The sequence below is a fragment of the Pseudomonas sp. LBUM1655 genome (assembly GCF_059716085.1).
The window spans coordinates 4,967,807-4,986,953 of record NZ_CP166801.1; the positions used below are offsets into that span (position 1 = coordinate 4,967,807).

16 protein-coding genes are annotated in these 19,147 nt (G+C 57.3%); 7 read left to right on the forward strand and 9 right to left on the reverse strand.

Translation table 11 applies throughout. From position 1 onward, the window contains the following. Positions 1-26: 26 nt before the first annotated feature. The 3 genes from ACA074_RS22205 to ACA074_RS22215 are packed head-to-tail and all read left to right on the forward strand — an operon-like array spanning position 27 to position 4,191. Positions 27-980: a cytochrome-c peroxidase gene (locus tag ACA074_RS22205; RefSeq protein ID WP_497677807.1), complete on the forward strand. Its 954-nt coding sequence runs from the start codon at positions 27-29 to the stop codon at positions 978-980. After that, entirely contained in the window at positions 977-2,791 is a 1,815-nt protein-coding gene (locus ACA074_RS22210) for a DAHL domain-containing sensor histidine kinase (protein ID WP_401266444.1), read from the forward strand. Before ACA074_RS22205 ends, ACA074_RS22210 begins: the two co-directional genes overlap by 4 nt. Further along, positions 2,788-4,191 (forward strand): ATP-binding protein, encoded by a 1,404-nt coding sequence (locus ACA074_RS22215; protein ID WP_497677808.1) that lies wholly within the window; start codon positions 2,788-2,790, stop codon positions 4,189-4,191. Before ACA074_RS22210 ends, ACA074_RS22215 begins: the two co-directional genes overlap by 4 nt. A gap of 7 nt (positions 4,192-4,198) precedes the next feature. On the opposite strand, the gene ACA074_RS22220 is transcribed toward ACA074_RS22215, so the two are convergent. Together ACA074_RS22220 and ACA074_RS22225 are read right to left on the reverse strand one after the other, a co-directional pair. Beyond that, complete coding sequence (locus ACA074_RS22220; RefSeq protein WP_497677809.1) at positions 4,199-5,524, reverse strand: APC family permease; 1,326 nt, start codon at positions 5,522-5,524, stop codon at positions 4,199-4,201. A gap of 283 nt (positions 5,525-5,807) precedes the next feature. Next, positions 5,808-6,629: a carbon-nitrogen hydrolase family protein gene (locus ACA074_RS22225; protein ID WP_497677810.1), complete on the reverse strand. Its 822-nt coding sequence runs from the start codon at positions 6,627-6,629 to the stop codon at positions 5,808-5,810. Positions 6,630-6,754: 125 nt separating this feature from the next. Here ACA074_RS22225 and ACA074_RS22230 point away from each other — a divergent pair, with 125 nt between their 5' ends. Continuing rightward, positions 6,755-7,555, forward strand: coding sequence for a helix-turn-helix transcriptional regulator (locus ACA074_RS22230; RefSeq protein WP_187680203.1), 801 nt, complete (start codon positions 6,755-6,757; stop codon positions 7,553-7,555). Positions 7,556-7,663: 108 nt separating this feature from the next. Next, the gene (locus ACA074_RS22235; protein WP_401266432.1) at positions 7,664-9,283 is read left to right on the forward strand and encodes an FMN-binding glutamate synthase family protein; all 1,620 of its coding nucleotides are present in this window, start codon (positions 7,664-7,666) and stop codon (positions 9,281-9,283) included. A gap of 84 nt (positions 9,284-9,367) precedes the next feature. Here the strand turns inward: ACA074_RS22235 and ACA074_RS22240 are convergent, their stop codons facing one another. From ACA074_RS22240 to ACA074_RS22270, 7 genes are all read right to left on the reverse strand, one after another. Next, positions 9,368-10,783: a glycosyltransferase family 39 protein gene (locus ACA074_RS22240; RefSeq protein ID WP_497677811.1), complete on the reverse strand. Its 1,416-nt coding sequence runs from the start codon at positions 10,781-10,783 to the stop codon at positions 9,368-9,370. 43 nt (positions 10,784-10,826) lie between these two features. After that, on the reverse strand, positions 10,827-11,768 hold the full coding sequence (locus ACA074_RS22245; RefSeq protein WP_401266427.1) for a lysylphosphatidylglycerol synthase transmembrane domain-containing protein: 942 nt from the start codon (positions 11,766-11,768) through the stop codon (positions 10,827-10,829). Next, entirely contained in the window at positions 11,765-12,505 is a 741-nt protein-coding gene (locus ACA074_RS22250; RefSeq protein WP_497615279.1) for an SDR family oxidoreductase, read from the reverse strand. The genes ACA074_RS22245 and ACA074_RS22250 overlap by 4 nt, the downstream gene beginning before the upstream one ends. Beyond that, positions 12,502-13,818 carry an FAD-binding oxidoreductase gene (locus tag ACA074_RS22255; RefSeq protein WP_497677812.1) on the reverse strand — a complete coding sequence of 439 codons (1,317 nt, stop codon included), beginning with the start codon at positions 13,816-13,818 and terminating at the stop codon, positions 12,502-12,504. The genes ACA074_RS22250 and ACA074_RS22255 overlap by 4 nt, the downstream gene beginning before the upstream one ends. Then, on the reverse strand, positions 13,815-15,284 hold the full coding sequence (locus ACA074_RS22260; RefSeq protein ID WP_497677813.1) for a UbiA family prenyltransferase: 1,470 nt from the start codon (positions 15,282-15,284) through the stop codon (positions 13,815-13,817). The genes ACA074_RS22255 and ACA074_RS22260 overlap by 4 nt, the downstream gene beginning before the upstream one ends. After that, positions 15,281-15,643 carry a GtrA family protein gene (locus ACA074_RS22265; protein WP_187680211.1) on the reverse strand — a complete coding sequence of 121 codons (363 nt, stop codon included), beginning with the start codon at positions 15,641-15,643 and terminating at the stop codon, positions 15,281-15,283. The genes ACA074_RS22260 and ACA074_RS22265 overlap by 4 nt, the downstream gene beginning before the upstream one ends. A gap of 197 nt (positions 15,644-15,840) precedes the next feature. Next, positions 15,841-17,262 carry an amino acid permease gene (locus ACA074_RS22270; protein WP_401266415.1) on the reverse strand — a complete coding sequence of 474 codons (1,422 nt, stop codon included), beginning with the start codon at positions 17,260-17,262 and terminating at the stop codon, positions 15,841-15,843. Between the two features lie 624 nt (positions 17,263-17,886). Between ACA074_RS22270 and ACA074_RS22275 the strand changes: the two genes are divergently transcribed. Both ACA074_RS22275 and ACA074_RS22280 read left to right on the forward strand, forming a co-directional pair. Next, a complete protein-coding gene (locus tag ACA074_RS22275) occupies positions 17,887-18,345 on the forward strand; it encodes an REP-associated tyrosine transposase (RefSeq protein ID WP_489878947.1) in 459 nt (152 codons plus the stop codon). A gap of 292 nt (positions 18,346-18,637) precedes the next feature. Then, positions 18,638-19,096: an REP-associated tyrosine transposase gene (locus ACA074_RS22280; RefSeq protein ID WP_497679344.1), complete on the forward strand. Its 459-nt coding sequence runs from the start codon at positions 18,638-18,640 to the stop codon at positions 19,094-19,096. Positions 19,097-19,147: the final 51 nt, after the last annotated feature.

Consider the following 19,147-nt stretch of genomic DNA (forward strand, 5'->3'; position numbering starts at 1 on the left):
GCCTCAAGTCTGGAAGACGTTTACCCATGAGCTTTTTGCGCCACGCCATCGTATTGGCCCTCTGCGGACTCTGTGCCAGCCCTCATGCGGAGCCGCTGAACGAGCCGCTCAAACCCTTGCCGCCGGTGGTGCAACAGGATGCCCGACGGGTTGAACTCGGTCGCCGGTTATTCCACGAGCCACGACTGTCGATCAACAACACGCTGTCGTGCGCCAGTTGCCACCAACTGGACAAGAACGGTGCCGACAGCCGTGCCTTTTCACTGGGTTTCGACGGCAAACCGGTGGCCTTCAACACGCCGACAGTGTTCAACGCCGCCCTGAACTTCCGCCAGTTCTGGGACGGCCGCACCGAGACGCTGGAGGAGCAGACCAACGTTGTCATCACCAGCCCGCATGAGATGGGTAGCGACTGGAACACTGTGGTCGAGCGCATCGCCAAAGACGCCGATTATCAGCGGGACTTCGCCGCCAGTTACCCGAACGGCGTGACCAAGGCCAATATCCAGCAAGCGCTGGCCACCTTCGAAAGAACCTTGCTGACGCCCGACTCCCGCTTCGATCAATACCTGTTGGGCAACACCGACATCCTGACTCTGGAGGAAAAGTACGGCTACCAGCGCTTCAAGGAATACGGCTGCATTGCCTGCCATCAAGGGGTGAACATCGGCGGCAACATGTTCCAGAAATTTGGCGTGTTCGGCGACTACATCGCCGAACGCGGCAACCCGACCGGAGCCGATCAGGGGCGCTTCAATGTCACCGGCGACGAAGCCGATCGTGCCGTGTTCAAAGTGCCGAGTCTGCGCAATGTCGCGCTCACCGCGCCGTACTTTCACGACGGCTCGGCGCCCACCCTCGAACGGGCCGTGGACGCGATGTTCCAGTACCAGTTGGGGCGCATGCCCAGCGAAGAGGACAAAACACTGATCATCCTGTTTCTCAAGACCCTGACCGGCCAATGGGAGGGCAAGCCATGAACACCATCTCACGTCGCGGCAGCCTGCTGTTGCTCACACTGGTGGTTGTCGTGCTGGCCTCGACGCTGTTGTTTCTTTACCTCAAGTCCAGAACCGAACAGACCATGACCTACACCGAGTCTCGGGATTTGATCCGGCAGATCAAACAGCAGAACGCCCTGTGGGAAAACGAGGTGCTCAAAGCCAGGGTGGCGATCTCGTACAACTACGACCCACTGGTCTCGCCCATGAACGAAATGACTCGACTGTGGCAGCGCTTCGATTCCCTGGAATCCGGCCATGGTCGCAATGACTCGGCGCAATGGAGCGTCGCCCACGAGGGCTACCGGCAAGCGACGCAGGAAAAAATCCGGCTGGTGGAACAGTTCAAGTCGCACAACGCCTTGTTGCGCAACTCTCTGGCGTTCCTGCCGACGGCCGAAGACGACATCCACGCGCAACTGGCCAACCTGTCTGATTTCGACAAACTTCAGTTGCAGAACATCATCACCGACACCTACGACCTGCTGCTCAGTGCTCTGGAGTTCTCCCAGGTCACCTCCGCTGAAAAGGCCGCCGACATTGAGGTCGGGCTGAACAAACTGGCGGTGAATGCACAACGCCTGCCCGAGGATTTTCAGGCGCCGATCAGGATCATGAGCAATCACATCAAGCTGATTGCGCGCGAGCAGCCGCTGGTCAATCAGCTGCTGGAAAGCATCGAAGCCGTTCCCGTGGCCGAGCGTCTGGACACCATCACCACCATGCTTGACCGGGATCAGCAGCGGGTCGACGTCATCGAGAGGCAATACCACTTTTACCTGTTGCTGTTCGCCGTGCTGCTGATGCTGTCATTGATCTGGCTGACCGTTCGCCTGATCCGCAGCTTCGCCGAGATCAACCGAGTCAACACGGCTCTGCAAACCGCTAACGATGCACTGGAGCAACGGGTCGAGGAACGCACCCGCGAACTCAAGAACGCCCAGCGCGAACTGCTCGACGCTGCGCGTCAGGCCGGCATGGCGGAAATCGCGACCAATGTGCTGCACAACGTTGGCAATGTGCTCAACAGCGTGAACATTTCTTCCGACCTGATCGCGCGAAAGCTGCGTGCCAGCAAGACGCAGGGATTGGGCAAGGCGATGCAATTGATCAACGAGCATCCGCACGATCTTGGCCATTTTCTCAACGAGGATGCCAAGGGCAAATTGCTGCCCGGTTACCTCAATCAACTGGTCGGCGCGATCGCCCTGGAACAGCAGGAAATGGTCGACGAATTGAACCAGATGAACAAAAGCGTCGACCACATCAAGGACATCGTCGCCACCCAGCAGTCCTACGCTGGGGCCAACAGCATGACCGAGCCGCTGTTTATCAACGAACTGCTCGAGGATGCCCTGCGCATGAACGCCGGGGCACTGACCCGACATCACGTTACGGTGGTCAAGGAATACGCCGACGTGCCCCAGGTGATGGCCGACAAACACCGTTTGCTGCTGATCCTGATCAACCTCATCAGCAATGCCAAATACGCGATGTCCGACCTCAGCAACCGCCCACGCAACATGACACTGGGGGTAAAAGTCGTGGAGGAAGACTTCCTCGAAATCAGCGTCAGGGACGATGGCGAGGGCATCGCGCCGGAGAACATGACGCGGATCTTTGCCCATGGCTTCACCACTCGCAAGGAGGGCCATGGTTTCGGCCTGCACAGCTGTGCCCTGGCGGCCATCGAGATGAACGGCCACCTCACCGCGCACAGCGACGGACCGGGCAAGGGTGCATTATTCACCCTGCAAATTCCTCTGGTCAGCGTCACGGAGAACGCATGAGCGAGCTTTCGAACCGTCGCATTCTGCTCATCGACGACATGCCGTCGATTCATGAGGACTTTCGCAAGATTCTCGCTCCGGCGGCGCCACACTCGGTGGAGCTGGACGAAATGGAGACCGCGCTGTTCGGCACCGAGGCCCGCCCCCTGCGCCCCTTGTTCGAGCTGGACTCTGCCTACGGCGGTGAAGAAGGTCTGGGCAAACTGGTTCAGGCCATGCAGGAACAACGTCCCTACGCGCTGGCTTTCGTCGATATGCGCATGCCCGATGGCTGGGACGGCGCGAAAACCATCGAACACCTGTGGCAACAGGATCCGCAGTTGCAAGTGGTGGTGTGTACCGCGTATTCGGATTATTCCTGGGACGAACTGCTGGAACGTCTGCACGCCCATGATCGGCTGCTGATCCTGAAGAAGCCGTTCGACAACATCGAAGTGCAGCAGATGGCTAACACCCTGCTGACCAAATGGCAGATGACTGAACGAGCCTCACTGCAAATGCACCAACTGGAACATCTGGTGGATCAGCGCACCGCGCAGTTCAAGCAGGCCAGCGAAGAACTGCAGCGAGAGATCGACGAGCGCAAGCAATTGGAAAGTCAGCTGGTGCAGTCGGAAAAACTCGCCTCACTCGGGCAATTGGCAGCGGGCGTGGCCCATGAAATCAATAACCCGATTGGCTTCATTTCCTCCAACCTCGGCACGCTGGACGGCTACTTCAAACAATTGCTGACCGTGCTTGATGCCTGCCAGACGCTCGATAACGCCGCGGACAGCGAAGCTGCGACACGGCTGGCACAATTGCGCACAGAGGTCGAACTGGATTTTATGCTTGAAGACATTCCCGTGCTGATCCGCGAATCCAAGGAGGGCATCGGTCGCGTCGGGCAGATCGTCAAGGATCTGAAGGATTTCTCCCGGGTCGATTCCAATCAGCAGTGGCAGTGGGCCAATCTGCAGCAAGGCATCGAATCGACCCTGAACATCGTCGCCAGCGAACTCAAATACAAGGCCGACGTGATCAAGGAGTATCAGACATTGCCGGATATCGAGTGTCTGCCCTCACAAATCAATCAGGTGATCATGAACCTGATAGTCAACGCCACCCAGGCCATGGGGCCGGAGCGTGGCACCATCACTTTGCGCACCGGGCAAGCGCAAGACACCGCCTGGGTTGAAGTCGCCGACACCGGATCGGGCATCGCGCCGGACACCCTGCAAAAAATCTTCGACCCCTTCTTCACCACCAAACCCGTCGGTGAAGGGACCGGGCTTGGCTTATCCCTGTCTTACGGCATCGTGAAAAAACACGGCGGAAACATATCGGTGCGCAGCGAGCTGGGTGTGGGCACCACATTTCGTGTCGAACTGCCGATGCGCCAGAGCCGGCCCGCTGCCTGAAGGCGCCTCAGCTGGCTTCCTGGAAATCCATTTCCGGTGGCTGGCGACGGAAACCACCGGTCAGCACCGCCAGATACACCACGCCAATCGCCAGCCAGCTCAGGCCGAGCCAGACCGCCAGATGATCGAGGCTGACCATCAACCACAAGTCCGCGACCAGACCAATGAGCGGGAAAACCAGAAACAGCACCAGCTCACGCAGGCCCTTTTTTTCGCCGCCGATCCAGTAGTGAAAAATCACCGACAGATTCACCAGACTGAACGCGAGAAACGCGCCGAAGTTGATGAACGAGGTGGACGTCGTCCCGTCGAGTTTCAGCGCCAGCAAAGCCACCACTGCGCAGAGCAGGATGCTGTTGACCGGCGTGCCAAAGCGCGCGTGCAGCGTGCCGAAGAAGGATTTTGGCAACACCCCGTCGCGCCCCATGGCAAACAGCAGTCGCGAACCACTGGCCTGCGCCGAAAGCCCCGAGGCGAACTGGCCGACAATCAGGCCGATGAGGAAGATCGAGACGAACAGGTCGCCGCCGATATTGCGCGCGATTTCATAAGCCGCCGAGTCGACGCTGTCGAACTGGAACGACGGGTGGGCGATCTGCACAAAGTAAGACACACCGACGAAGATCAGCCCGCCGATCAGGGTGATCAACATGATCGCCCGAGGAATGGTGCGACGTGGGTCGCGGGTCTCTTCCGTGAGGGTGCTGACCGCGTCGAAGCCCAGAAACGAATAACAGGCGATGGCCGCGCCGCTCATGATCAGTGGCATCTGCATGTCGCCGTTGAAGAACGGTTTGATCGACCAAAGCGGCGTACTCGCGTCGCCACCGATGTAGTGCACGCACAGGGCGACGAAGGCGATCAGCACCAGAAACTGCACCAGCATCAGCAAGGCGTTAATGCCGTTGGCCAGTTTCAGGCCGACGATATTGATCGCGCTGGTGATGCCGATGAACGCCAGCACCCAGATCCATTGCGGGATCGACGGGAATGCCGAGGTGAGGTAAGCGGCGCCGATCAGCCAGATCGCCATCGGCAGAAACAGATAATCGAGCAGCACCGCCCAACCGGCGATAAAGCCGAGTTTCGGGCTGATGGCCTTGCGCACGTAGCTATAAGCAGAGCCGGCGACCGGGAACGCGGCGGCCATGCGACCGTAGCTCATGGCGGTGAAGAACATGGCGACCAGCGCCGCCAGATACGCGGCGGGCACCATGCCAGCGGTGGATTGCGCGAGGATGCCGAAGGTGCCGAGGACGATGATCGGCGTCATGTAGGCGATGCCGAACAGCACCACCGACCCTAACGAAAGGGTGCGTTGCAAACGAGCCATGGGCGACTTACTCCGAAATATTATTGGATTTATGGCAGAGCCGAGTTCGGCGAATGTTGCGGGTTTGTTTTGTTGTTTTGGTGTGACTGAAATATTTGTACGACTTGAGATCTTTCCCCCTCACCCCAGCCCTCTCCCCCAGGGGGGGCGAGGGGGAAAGGGGGCAGATTTTTGTCGCTTTCAAGCCCCGAGTTCGGCTGGATATCTCAGGTCGGTGTACTTCGAAAAAGCGACTCGGTCAGTCCCCTCTCCCGCCGGGAGAGGGTTAGGGTGAGGGCAGCGGTTAACCGGCAGGAATCAACAACTCCCGAACACCCGAAGACCGCACCACCACCTCCCCCGGCAATTTCAACCGCTGATCATCCAGATAGCGGTAATCCCTGCGCGCAATCTGCAACTGGCTGAAATCCAGCTCAACCGTGAACTGTCCTTCTTCACGCCCCGCCTCAAACAGCAAAGTCCCAAGCGGATCCACCAGCGCGCTGCCGCCGGCAAACATCAAACCGTCATCCCCTGCTTCCACCCGATTGACCATCAACGCGAACGCCTGATTCTCCTGCGCGCGTGCCATGATCGCGGTGCGGTGAGTCGGGCCGTACGGGTCCATGTTGCCGTTGGTGACGATCAGCAGGTCAGCGCCGAGCTGTGCAAGAGCCCGGGCCGTTTCCGGGAATTCGATGTCGTAGCAGATCAGCAGACCGACGCGCACACCGTTCCACACGCAGGTCGCATAACGGTCACCGGCCTCGAACACACCGCGATCCGACGCCCACAGATGCGTCTTGCGATATTTCAGGGCGATGCCATCAGGGGTGATCAGCAGCGTGGTGTTGTAGAAGCGCCCGTTGTCGTTCTCGGCCATGCCGATCACCACAGCGATGTTGCGTTCGCGGGCGGCGGCCAACACCGAGCTGACGGTCGGGCCGTCCACCGCTTCGGATGTTTGCGCCACGGTGTCGGCAGTCGGGAAACCCATCAGGTGGGTTTCCGGAAACACGATCAGTTGCGTGTCGGCTGCACAAGCCGCAATTGCCGCCAGGGCTCGTTCGAGGTTGTAGGCAGTGCCATTGTCACGGCCCGCCAATTGGGCGAGTTCGACTTTCATGAGGTGTCCTTGTTCTATTGGCCGGGCGCTGAAAGATTGCCCGGTGCCTGTCTGTGGGCCAGTATGCGCAGCAAGCAACCGGCCAGGGAATCACGCGGCCGGGGTAACCCGATAGGGGTAGATCGATGACACTTTCGTTTGACGACATCACCTGGCACCGCGCCGTCGGGCAATTGATCGATGCGCTGGACAAGCCGAATTTCTGGGCACAACTGGTGCGTCTTCTCGATCAGTACGTGCCGTTCGATAGCTGGGTGGCGTTGCTGTTCAGCGCCGATCAGCACCCGCAAGTCTTTGCCGAATGCCCTGGTGAAGACGGTAGCCCTGATCAGTTGTTCCAGGATTATCTGCGCGGTCTGTACCTGCTCGATCCGTTCTACATCGCCTGCCGCGAGCAATCGCGCACCGGGTTGTATCGCCTCTCGGAAGTGGCGCCAGAACATTTCGAGCTGACCGAGTATTACCAGCGATACTTTCGTCTGAATGTGGTGGCCGACGAAATCCAGTTCAATTGTCAGCTCCAGGGTGAACGCACGTTGTGCCTGTCGCTGGGCAGCAAACAGCGTTTTACAGTTGAACAGATCGCGCTGTTGTCGCTGATTCAGCCGTGGGTATTAGGCTTGTTGCGCCAGCGTCTGCCTTACGAAATCAATGAAACCGTGTCCCTCGCGGCCTCACCTGCTCCGGCGGATTGGCGGGTGCAACTGGAAGCTTCGGTGCAACAACTCAAGGGCGCGCAACTGACCGCCCGGGAACTGGATGTCGGCCGCTTGATGCTCAGCGGTTGCTCGAGCAAAGAAATCGCTCGTAAGCTGGAAATCTCTGTAGAAACCGTGAAAGTCCATAAGAAACACATGTACAGCAAGCTCGGGATCAAGTCCCAGTCCGAGTTGTTTTCGATATTTCTCCAGGCACAAAACGCCTGAAAAGATCGCAGCCTTCGGCAGCTCCTAAAGGGGCAAGCCATGCATCTAACTGTAGGACTGCCGCAGGCTACGATCTTTAAAACCCGAGTCCGAACCCAAGGAAACCGTATGAGCCTGTCACTCCTGAGCCGCTACGCCTTCTTTGCCGTCTGCGTGATTTTCACCCTCGCCAGCCTGCCTTTTCTCGAACACGACTGGCTGTGGCCAATCACCGCTGTGACCGGCGTATTGAGCCTGATCGGTATATTCGACCTGCTGCAAAGTCCGCACGCGGTGCGGCGCAATTACCCGATCCTCGGCAACATCCGTTATCTGGTCGAAGGCATCCGCCCGGAGATCCGCCAGTACCTGCTGGAGTCCGACAGCGACGCCCTGCCCTTCTCCCGCGCCCAGCGTTCGCTGGTGTATTCGCGGGCGAAGAATGAAAGCGCCGACAAGCCGTTCGGCACGCTGATCGATGTCTATCAGTCCGGCTTCGAATTCATCGGCCACTCGATGCGCCCGGCGCCGCTGAGCGACCCGAGCAGTTTCCGCGTCACCGTCGGCGGCCCGCAGTGCACTCAGCCGTACTCGGCCTCGGTGTTCAATATTTCGGCGATGAGCTTCGGCTCGCTCAGCGCCAACGCCATTCGCGCGTTGAACCAGGGTGCGAAACTCGGCAACTTTGCCCACGACACCGGCGAAGGCAGCATCAGCCCGTATCACCGCGAACACGGCGGCGACCTGACCTGGGAGCTGGGCAGCGGCTACTTCGGCTGCCGCACCAGCGACGGCCGTTTCGACCCGGAACGCTTCGCCGTTCAGGCGCAGAATCCGCAAGTCCGCATGATCGAAATCAAGATGAGCCAAGGCGCAAAACCGGGCCACGGCGGCATTCTCCCCAAGCACAAAGTGACCAAGGAAATCGCCGAAACCCGCGGCATCATGATGGGCGAAGACTGCGTCTCGCCATCCCGCCACAGCGCGTTTTCCACGCCGCTGGAGATGATGCATTTCATCCAGCAATTGCGTGAACTGTCCGGCGGCAAACCGGTGGGCTTCAAGTTCTGCCTCGGCCATCCGTGGGAGTTCATGGGCATCGCCAAAGCCATGCTGGAAACCGGCATCCTGCCGGACTTCATCGTGGTCGATGGCAAGGAAGGCGGCACCGGCGCCGCGCCGGTGGAATTCACCGACCACATCGGCGTGCCGATGCGCGAAGGCCTGCTGTTCGTCCACAACACCCTGGTCGGCCTGAACCTGCGCGACAAGATCAAACTCGGCGCCAGCGGCAAGATCGTCAGCGCCTTTGACATCGCCAGCGTGCTGGCCATCGGCGCAGACTGGGCCAACTCCGCGCGCGGCTTCATGTTCGCCATCGGCTGCATCCAGTCGCAAAGCTGCCACACCAACAAATGCCCGACCGGCGTCGCCACTCAGGATGCGTTGCGCCAACGCGCACTGGTCGTGCCGGACAAAGCGCAGCGGGTATTCAACTTCCACCGCAACACGTTGAAGGCCCTGGCTGAAATGCTCGCGGCGGCCGGGCTGGACCATCCATCGCAACTGTCGGCCAAGCATCTGGTACGACGCATGTCGGCGACCGAGATCAAGCTGTTCTCGCAGTTGCATGTGTTTTTGAAGCCGGGGGAATTGCTCACCGGGGAAGTGAACGGAGAGTTCTATTCGCGGATGTGGCAGATGGCGCGGGCGGATAGTTTTGAACCGCAGGAAGTGGTGGCTGCTTGAAAGCACACTGGCGCCACTGATGGCAGATTTGGCGCCAGCTCCCTGCTTTCAAACTTTGAGAAACAAGTAAACAGGCGCATTGACTTATTTGTAAGTCAATGCGCCTGGCTCACACCCCTGCGTCCCGTTTGATTTGAGCAATGCAATCGAAGTTTTCTGATATTCCACCTTTTCTACGACCATCACATCCAACTGATCGGAATAATCGCGAAGCCGATCGATATCCAGTATGTAAAAACAGTGTGGCGTACTATGTTCTTTTATTTCAGCCATCAATTTTTCATAGGGAGCAGCACGAACAGGCGAACCCAGAATCTTTAAATAATCAGAATAAACCGAATCACCATATACAGGGATATTTCTAGCATCCTCGATTATCTTCTTCACTGGCGACCGGAGATCATGCTCAATTCGCAGCTTACTATACTCAGGACTCGCCAGATAAGAAGACACTGACATCACACAAACAAACCCCAGCAACAGCCACCGAACAAAATTCTCACGCACGAGATTAAAGCCAAAGGACACAAGCACTATAATGACCGGCATAAAGACAATCATATTTCTGGGTGACAATATTGGCGTATAAAACAATGACCGAAGCCACGCCATTGTAAAACCTAAAAACCACCAGAGCATCAACACCTTTAACGAATCACTCTTGTCTGCCTGCACAAAAAGTTTGGCTAGTGCAAACACCATAAACATCCCACAGAGCAATACCACTGACAGATCCCCGAACAGCAGAACAAAAATTTCTATTAGAAAATCTTCGTTCGGTTTTTGTATCCATGTGTCAGTCCTCCTGAGATTGATCAACACATAAGAAAACAAGGGAATTAACGAGAACAAAATGATTAACCCGGCAGCACCACCTGAAATAAGCAGACGTTTATCGACACCCGCCCGCATCGAAAAATAAAACAATAGAACAAACTGAGTCATTACCATAAAGAAGCCAAAATAATGAGTATTTACTAGCATCGATGCAAAAACCGCATAAACCACTACTGCCGGAGCATTCTTTTTTTCGATCAGCCTGAGAAAAAACAAAAATGACATCACTGCCAAAAAAACCAATAGGCTATAGGATCTTGTATCTCTAGCCGCCGCAATAAAAATAAAGTTAACCGCACTCAACAGCGCTGCAATTGTGCCAACGCGCTCATTGAAAAGTTTTTGTCCCAGGCAATATATTGCTGGAAGCAGTGCCACGCCAAAAACAACCGAAAGTACCCGCCCCACACGTTCTCCGTAATCGAAAACATGAAAAACAAGCCAAAGCAGAATCTGGTAGAAGGGAGGATGAACATCTTCGACCGTCACATGAAAAACTTCACTCAGGCTGTGATTCGGATCACTTACGTTGACGCTGAACACTTCGTCAAACCACAAGCTTTTCCCAAACAAATCATAGCTACGCAATACGGTGCCAAGCGCAACAATGAGCAACAACAGGGTGTATTTGTTAAATAGCTGTTTACTTCGTTTTGAAAACATGGCCGCTCCGACTATCCATAGTTAATGTCCGCGTGTGGAACCGTCATTGCTTGCTATAGGCAAGCATCACAGCCCCCAACCCCACCGCCAGCCACAACGTCACCAACCGCAACAAAACCGTCGCAGCAATCGCATCAGGCAATGCCACGCCGCCCGATACCAGCAACGCCACCATCACCGCTTCGGCACTGCCCAACCCGCCAGGCATAAAACTCAAGGCACCGGCCAACATGGCAACGGCATAAATGAACATCGCGGACGTCAGAGGCACATCCGCACCCATGGCATTGAGAATCCAGTAAAACGCCAGCGCTTCCAGCCCCCAGGCCAGAACACTCAAAAGCGTCGCGCCAATCTGGCGGCGTGGGGTGTGGCAACTATGGGACTGGTGCAACACTTGAACGACATGACGCAACAAACGGGGAAACCAACCGTTCCTTTGATCGACCCGTCGATCAAGAGCACCGACAAGTGCTGGTCGGGATACCAGCAATACGCCGCACACCAACAGCACCAGACAGGCAAAGATCATCGAAAACCATTCGGGATGCGCGCTCAATCCGAACAGGGCCAATGCCACCATTGCCATCAAGTCCGACAGGCGTTCACTGAACAGTGCGGCAAAACTGTGTGGATACGGCACATCCCAACGCTTGAGCAAAACTCCGCGCAACGCCTCGCCTGCCTTGCCGGGGGTGGTGGTCAGGGCGAATCCCGCCAGATAGATTTTCAGACTTGGCCACCAGGGCAGCGGATGGCGCAAGGCATTGAGGTAGACCTGCCAGCGCAAAAAACGCAGACCGTAACCGAGTAGCACCAGCCCGACGATTTGCCCTCCCTCCCCCCAGCCCACCCGACTGAGGGCCGCGCTCACGGCCGGCCACCCGCCCCACAGGGAAACGGCCAGATATGCAAGGGCGGAACAGACCACCGAACCGATCAGAACCCGATAGCGCCACCCGGAGAGCATCAGCGCCTGGCTCATAGATTCAGCCTCTTGAAAATCGGCTGCGGTATGGCCCGAATCAACCCCATGATCCACGCCCAGAATCCGGGCACATAAAGTACCGCCGCCTTGCGCTCGATACCCGCGACGATGCGTTGCGCGACGCTATCCGGTTGCGCCACCAGCAACGCCGGTAGCGCCAGCCCACGGGTCATCGGTGTATCGACGAAACCGGGTTTGATGGTGATCACATGCACACCCGATTTGAACAAGCGCGCGCGCAAGCCTTCGCAAAATGCGGTAACTGCGGCTTTGGCTGCGCCGTACAGATAGTTGGAAGGACGTCCGCGATCCCCGGCCACCGAGGAAATCACCGCCAGGGTGCCGCGATGCTGAGCGGCCATGCGGTTAGCCAACAGCGTCAACAGGGCTATCACCGAACTGCCGTTGTTGGCGAACTCCCTTAAGGCTACCTCAACGCTTTGTTCGCACTCGCGTTGATTCGGCAAGGAGCCATAGGCAATCAGACAGATATCCACCGTCTGCAACGCTGCCATACAGCGCTCGAACATGACGGCGTGCCCGGCAGTATCGCTGACATCCATCTCATAGGGAGTTACCGCTCTAGCACCTCGGGCTTGCAGGTCAGCGCAGGTTTGCTGCAGCTTTTGCCCATCCCTGGCGACGAGAAAAAACTCGCTCCGTTCAGCCGCCCAAAGTCGTGCGCACGCACTGGCGATGGCCGATGTAGCGCCCACAATGAGTATTTTTTTCATCGGATGACTCGCTGCCAGAAACGGGAAATCAGGGCCGGGTCGCGCATTGCTTCCACTTGCTCCCAGGCGGGATAGGCCTGGCGAAAATCGCTGCCGCTCATATGTGCGTCCTTGGCCGGGTACAAACGGCCATGCGCTTCGCGGACGATGGAGTCGAGACGCGGCAGAAGTTTTTTTGTCAGGGCACTGTTCTGCGGGAAATCCAGTGCCAGTGAGATGCCCGGCATTGGAAAGGACAGCAGCCCGGGGGAAGCCATATCGCCACAACGTTTGAGCACCGCGAGAAAGGAGCCGGCACCGCTGCGGGCGATGGACTTGAGCAGTTCGGCCAATGCCGCCTGCGCCACCGCGCTCGGCAAAACACACTGAAACTGCTGGAAGCCTTTGCGTCCGTATATATGGTTCCAGTGCTCGATTCGATCCAATGGATAGAAAAACGGGCTGTAGGCGACCGTCCGAAATTGTCGGGTTGTCGGTTGCCGGTTCCAGTATTGACGGTTGAACAGTTTCAAAGTGAGCGGATTGATCAGCGATACCGGTGGCCGGATCGGCATGTGCAGCGAACGCGGCACTGCGGCCTGAAGCGCACCCGTTTCGCAATGATCCCCGGCGGTAAAGACACCGCGCCCTTGCGCACTGCCACTGGCCAGACAGTCGATCCATGCAACGCTGTATTCGTGCCGGGCATCCATTTCGGCCGACAGGGCAAAAAAGTCATCCAGCCCGTCAAAGCGCACCCGCGTGGTGTCGATCAGGCTGGTCTGGACCTTGCGCAAGCGAAGGTTCACCCAAGTGATGACGCCGGTCAGGCCCAGTCCACCGATTGTGGCGGCGTACCATTGGGGATTCTCCGTTGGCGAACAGACCATGGGCGATTGCTGGGACCGGTGCAGACCGAAACTCACCACCGAATGAGCAAACGTCCCGCACCGGTGATGGTTTTTGCCGTGCACATCATTGGCCACCGCTCCGCCCAGCGTCACATGCCGCGTCCCGGGTGTAACCTGCAAAAACCAGCCGTGCGGGATGGCCAGTTGCAGAATCTCGCCCAGGGTCACCCCGGCCTCGGCGCAGATCTCACCGTTCACCCAGTCAGCCTCGATGAAGCGACTCAAGGGACGTAACTGCAACACATGATCACTGACGGCCAGACAGCTGTCGCCATAGCTGCGGCCATTGCCGAACGGCAACGTGGTGCCGTGGGCCTCGATCAACTGCTGCCACTGCAGCTCCACGTCAGTTTGCCAGTGGCAGGGATGGCCGGTTTGCGGTGCATCGGGGTAGGCTCCCCAAGAGGTCAGTGCCGGCTTCATGCCGCCACCCAGAAAATCAGCGTAAACACCGCGCCCATCGCCAGACTCAAACGATCGCGCAATGCGAACACCACCGGGTCGTCATTCATTCGGCCGCGATGGGTGAGTAGCCAGATCCGGGTGATCCAGAGCAACAATACGGGGCATGCCAGCCAGATCCATCGAGGATGTGCATAGAGCGCAGTGGTCGCGCTGTCATGGATGTAAAGCGCCAGCACCATAACGGCGAGATAACCGGACGCTGCACCCAATGAAGAGAGCATCGCCAGATCGGCGGGAAAGTAATCGCGGCCACCGGTTTTCCCGGTGATCCCGCTGTGCAGCGCCAGCAACAGTTCGGCATAACGCTTGACCAGCGCCAGACTCAAAAACATGAACATGGAGAAGGCCAGCATCCAGCCCGTCAATTCGAGCTCAAAAGCGGCGCCACCGGCAATGATGCGCAGGGTGTAAAGCAGGGCCAGGGCAATCACGTCGAGCGCCATCAGTCGCTTCAACACCAGTGAATAAACCAGCGTCAGTGCGTAGTAACAGGCGAGCACCGCGACGAATGCCCGAGGCAGGCAAAACCAGGCGCCAGTAAAGGACACCAGCAACAGCAAAGGAAAAACCATCAATCCGGACTTGATCGACAAAGATCCACTGGCGAACGGTCGATGGCGCTTGGTCGGATGCTTGCGATCATCGGCAAGGTCGAGCAGGTCATTCAGGACGTACACACCCGATGCACACAACCCGAAAAATACGAAAGCCAGCACGCCGTGCCACAGCGGCAGCGGGTTGGCCAGTTGATGGGCGGCGAGCAGAGGGACAAAAATGAGCGCGTTCTTCACCCATTGATGAATGCGCAAGGCTTTGTACCAACTTCTGAAGCTGGTCGTGTCAGAGCGAATCACCTGGACAACGTTGCCCAAGTGCCGAGTGGCATGCTCGACACCCGCTAACGGATTGACCACATAGGCTTGCCTGGCCGAGCGCCATATCGGCAGATCGTCAAACGAATTACCGACGTAGTCGAACCCTCCTTCACCGTACAGCGTGACCAGCACATCACGTTTGTGCATTCCCGACAGGTTGCGCTCAAGGGTGGTCCCCAACACCTCATCGAACACCTTCAGGTGTTCGGCAATGCGTACTGCCAATGAGTAATGGCTGGCCGTGGCCAAGACTATTTTCCGGCCGCTTTTGCGTTGCCCCTCAATCATCCAGAGTACGTCGGGATCGTAGGGCAGCGTGGCGACATCGATTTCCGTCGATTGCGCCAATTGCTCTTTCAAATACGCCTTGCCATGACTGAGCCAGGCCAAAGGTTTCAGACATTGCGACGGCTTACTGCGGATAAAGGCCATTGCGCATTCGAACAGCAAATCGGACTTGAGGAGGGTTCCGTCCAGATCGACTACGAAGGGCAGTGAAGTCACGCAAGACTCGGACGTCAGGGGGTAATCCGTCAGTGATACGTTCATGTCTGACGCTCACGAAACAATACAAAACGGAAAAAGCAGTACCCGAACAAGATATTCAGCAACGAAAACGAAGCCACGGTCACTAGCCCGGGAAGATTACGGGCATCAGCAATCACGCCCACGCCGAAACTCACGGCCCCCATCAGGCCGATAAACATCAGGTAGACGAACACCGACGTTTCTCGCTCGAACGTATAAAGCGCATTCACGTAAAACGAGAATGCCGCGGCCACACAGAACGCCGCAAAATTGCTGGCCGCCTGATCAAGGCCAACCGCAGTGCGGAGCACGAAGAATATTTGCCAGTGGATAAGTGCATCGGCCACGCCGATCACGCTCGTTGCGGAAAATCCTTTCATGCCCGTTCCTTGCCGTTGCCAATTGCCGGGCTTTCAAGCTAGGCCAAGGGGATGGGCCGGTCTACTGTCAGAAATTACAGGTAGGCGGGTGATTCCGACCAACGGTCGCGCCTGCTTTACCCGCCCCGCGACCGGGTATCACCCACAAAAAAGCCCCGATCTCTCGACCGGGGCTTTGCTGTTTCAGCCTCTGCAAACTACGAAACCGAACGCACCGCGCCTTGCGCCGCGTTGGTCGGTTGCAGCTTGAACACGTAGAACAACACGGTCAGCAGCACCAGGAACACAGGGCCCACGTACAGGGCAATGCGCGTGTCCGGGAAGTACGCCATCAGGCCGACCACCAGCACCAGGAACGCCAGGGCAAAGTACGAACTGACCGGGTACAGCCACATCTTGTATTTGAGGCCGGCACGTTCGCTGGCACTCAGGCCTTTGCGGAATTTCAGTTGCGCCAGCAGGATCATCACCCAGGTCCAGATCGCGCCGAAGGTGGCGATCGAGGTTACCCAGACGAAGACTTTTTCCGGCACCAGATAGTTGAGCAGCACACCCAGCAGCAGCGCAAAAATCGACAGCAGCAGCGCACGACGCGGCACACCGTTGTTCGACGTCTTGGCGAAACCGGCCGGGGCCTGACCATTTTGCGCCAGGCTGTAGAGCATGCGCCCGGTGCTGAAAATGCCGCCGTTGCAGGACGACAATGCAGCGGTGATCACCACGAAGTTGATGATGCCGGCGGCCGTCTTGATGCCCAGACGTTCGAAGGTCATCACAAACGGACTGCCCTGGGTGCCGATTTCATTCCACGGGTAGATCGACAGAATCACGAACAAGGCGCCGACGTAAAACAGCAGAATCCGCCAGAACACCGAGCCGATCGCGTTGGGGATGGTCTTCTGCGGGTTCTTCGCCTCACCGGCGGTCAGGCCGATCATTTCGACGCCGAGGTAGGCGAACATGACCATTTGCAGGGACATCAACACGCCCTGAATGCCGTTGGGCATGAACCCGCCGTGGGCCCACAGGTTGGAAATCCCCAGTGCCACGCCATCGTTGCCGAAACCGAAAGCGATAATGCCGACGCCACCAATCACCATGGCAATGATGGTGACGATCTTGATCAGGGCGAACCAGAACTCGAACTCACCGAAGGCTTTCACTGCGATCAGGTTGATCGAGCCCATGCTGACCAGCGCCGCGAGCGCCCAGATCCAGCGCGGTACGTCGGGGAACCAGACGCCCATGTACACGGCCACGGCGGTGATTTCCGCCACGCAGGTCACCAGCCACAGGAACCAGTAGTTCCAGCCGGTGAGAAAGCCCGCCAATGGGCCGAGGTAGTCTTGTGCATAGCGACTGAACGAACCGGCCACCGGGTTATGCACGGCCATCTCGCCGAGGGCGCGCATGATCACCAGGATCGCCAGCCCGCCAAGAATGTAGGAGAGCATGATCGCCGGGCCAGCCATTTCGATGGCCTTGGCCGAACCTAAAAACAGACCGACGCCGATACAGGCACCGAGTGCCATCAGGCGAATATGCCGTTCGCCGAGTTCGCGTTTGAGCGGACCGCCCTGAGCGGTTTCGCCGTGAGGCAGGTGATTGCCAACTGGCATAGGGATACAACCTCGTCTTGTTATTGGATATGACCACCGAGTATCGAAGCGTCGGCCGATAGGCCTTGGCTGGCAGGAAACCGCGCCTGCTTCGTGGGCAGACGCGTCTTGCAGGACAAACCTTCAAGATCAGCGGGGCGTGCAGTATAAAAAGCCTTCTGCAGGCGTTTTCACTCTATAAACCACAACATTCAGCGACAACTCTCGGTAAAAGTGGGGTTTTCGGAGAGGCATTAGCTGGTTTACGTAGGAATACTCGCCACAGAAAAAGGCGCCGAGTATTGCACAGCATTGGTGCATCGTCATGCCCTGGGGTTTGGTGGTATTGCTCTGGCAATCGCTCTACCCCGCGGATCTGTCCGGGGTCCCTATGTGGCGAGGGGATTTATCCCCGATGGCCTGCGCAGTAGGCCCAAATCCAGAGAATGCGGTGTGCCTGAATATTTGGGGGATAAGGTTTTGGGGCTGCTTCGCAGCCCATCGGGGATAAATCCCCTCGCCACGGGTACAGACCTTTACCAGTCCTTCACACGATAAGGAAAATTCACTCAGCAGTTACAGATCCGGCTTGGATAAGCGAGCTCTAGCCTTAGGAGATCAATGAACCAACACACGGAAGTGAAAGTGCCTGCCTATCCAAACTCCTATCGTCTGCGTCTTGGCCGAAGTTCCGAAATTGGGCGCGCGTACTTCATCACTGCGGTGGTACACGAACGCCAGCCCATATTTTCTGATTGGCAAACGGGCCGTCTGCTAGTCGCTCAACTTCGTCAGGCTCACGACGAAGGCCAAGCAGAGTCAATTGCCTGGGTTGTCATGCCTGACCATTTTCATTGGTTGATGCAGTTGAAAACCGACAATCTTGGAGAGGTCGTCGGTGGAATAAAGGCTCGCTGCACCCATGCTGTTAATAAAAAAATCGGACGTCGCGGTCCTTTATGGCAGACCGGGTTTCACGACCGCGCCATCCGCGATGATGAAGACTTGAAGCCATTCGCCCGCTATATCGTGGCCAATCCCCTAAGAGCTGGATTGGTAACGAAAATCGGCGATTACCCGCTTTGGGATGCCTGCTGGCTCTGAACCTGATTCAGCTCGGTTTATCTGTGATGGAGAGGTATCAGTGGCGAGGGGATTTATCCCCGATGGCCTGCGCAGCAGGCCCAAATCCAGAGAATGCGGTGTGCCTGAATATATGAAACCTGAGGTTTTGGGGCTGCTTCGCAGCCCATCGGGGATAAATCCCCTCGCCACGGGTACAGACCTTTACCAATCCTTCACACGATAAGGAAAATTCACTCAGCAGTTACAGATCCGGCTTGGATAAGCGAGCTCTAGCCTTAGGAGATCAATGAACCAACACACGGAAGTGAATGTGTCTGCCTATCCAAACTCTCACCGTCTGCGCCTTGGCCGAAGCTCGGAGGTCGGTCGCGCCTACTTCATCACCGCTGTAGTACACGCACGGCAGCGGGTATTTTCTGATTGGCAGACAGGTCGTTTATTAGTCGCCCAACTTCGTCAGGCTCATGACGAAGGCCAAGCAGAGTCAATTGCCTGGGTTGTCATGCCTGACCATTTTCATTGGTTGATGCAATTGCAAACCGGCACGCTGGGCGGGGTGATTGGCGGGATAAAGGCACGCTGCTCTCACGCAGTTAACAAAAAAACCGGACGACGGGGGCCTTTGTGGCAAACCGGCTTTTACGACCGCGCGATTCGCGACGGCGAGGACTTGAAGCCATTCGCCCGCTATATCGTGGCCAATCCCCTAAGAGCTGGACTGGTGAAGAAAATCGGCGATTACCCGCTTTGGGATGCCTGCTGGCTCTGAACCTGATTCAGCTCGGTTTATCTGTGATGGAGAGGTATCAGTGGCGAGGGG

Bases quoted from the DNA above. Each gene is read 5' to 3' on its own strand.
- ACA074_RS22205 (WP_497677807.1), top strand. From the start codon at position 27: ATGAGCTTTTTGCGCCACGCCATCGTATTGGCCCTCTGCGGACTCTGT.
- ACA074_RS22210 (WP_401266444.1), top strand. From the start codon at position 977: ATGAACACCATCTCACGTCGCGGCAGCCTGCTGTTGCTCACACTGGTG.
- ACA074_RS22215 (WP_497677808.1), top strand. From the start codon at position 2,788: ATGAGCGAGCTTTCGAACCGTCGCATTCTGCTCATCGACGACATGCCG.
- ACA074_RS22220 (WP_497677809.1), bottom strand. From the start codon at position 5,524: ATGGCTCGTTTGCAACGCACCCTTTCGTTAGGGTCGGTGGTGCTGTTC.
- ACA074_RS22225 (WP_497677810.1), bottom strand. From the start codon at position 6,629: ATGAAAGTCGAACTCGCCCAATTGGCGGGCCGTGACAATGGCACTGCC.
- ACA074_RS22230 (WP_187680203.1), top strand. From the start codon at position 6,755: ATGACACTTTCGTTTGACGACATCACCTGGCACCGCGCCGTCGGGCAA.
- ACA074_RS22235 (WP_401266432.1), top strand. From the start codon at position 7,664: ATGAGCCTGTCACTCCTGAGCCGCTACGCCTTCTTTGCCGTCTGCGTG.
- ACA074_RS22240 (WP_497677811.1), bottom strand. From the start codon at position 10,783: ATGTTTTCAAAACGAAGTAAACAGCTATTTAACAAATACACCCTGTTG.
- ACA074_RS22245 (WP_401266427.1), bottom strand. From the start codon at position 11,768: ATGAGCCAGGCGCTGATGCTCTCCGGGTGGCGCTATCGGGTTCTGATC.
- ACA074_RS22250 (WP_497615279.1), bottom strand. From the start codon at position 12,505: ATGAAAAAAATACTCATTGTGGGCGCTACATCGGCCATCGCCAGTGCG.
- ACA074_RS22255 (WP_497677812.1), bottom strand. From the start codon at position 13,818: ATGAAGCCGGCACTGACCTCTTGGGGAGCCTACCCCGATGCACCGCAA.
- ACA074_RS22260 (WP_497677813.1), bottom strand. From the start codon at position 15,284: ATGAACGTATCACTGACGGATTACCCCCTGACGTCCGAGTCTTGCGTG.
- ACA074_RS22265 (WP_187680211.1), bottom strand. From the start codon at position 15,643: ATGAAAGGATTTTCCGCAACGAGCGTGATCGGCGTGGCCGATGCACTT.
- ACA074_RS22270 (WP_401266415.1), bottom strand. From the start codon at position 17,262: ATGCCAGTTGGCAATCACCTGCCTCACGGCGAAACCGCTCAGGGCGGT.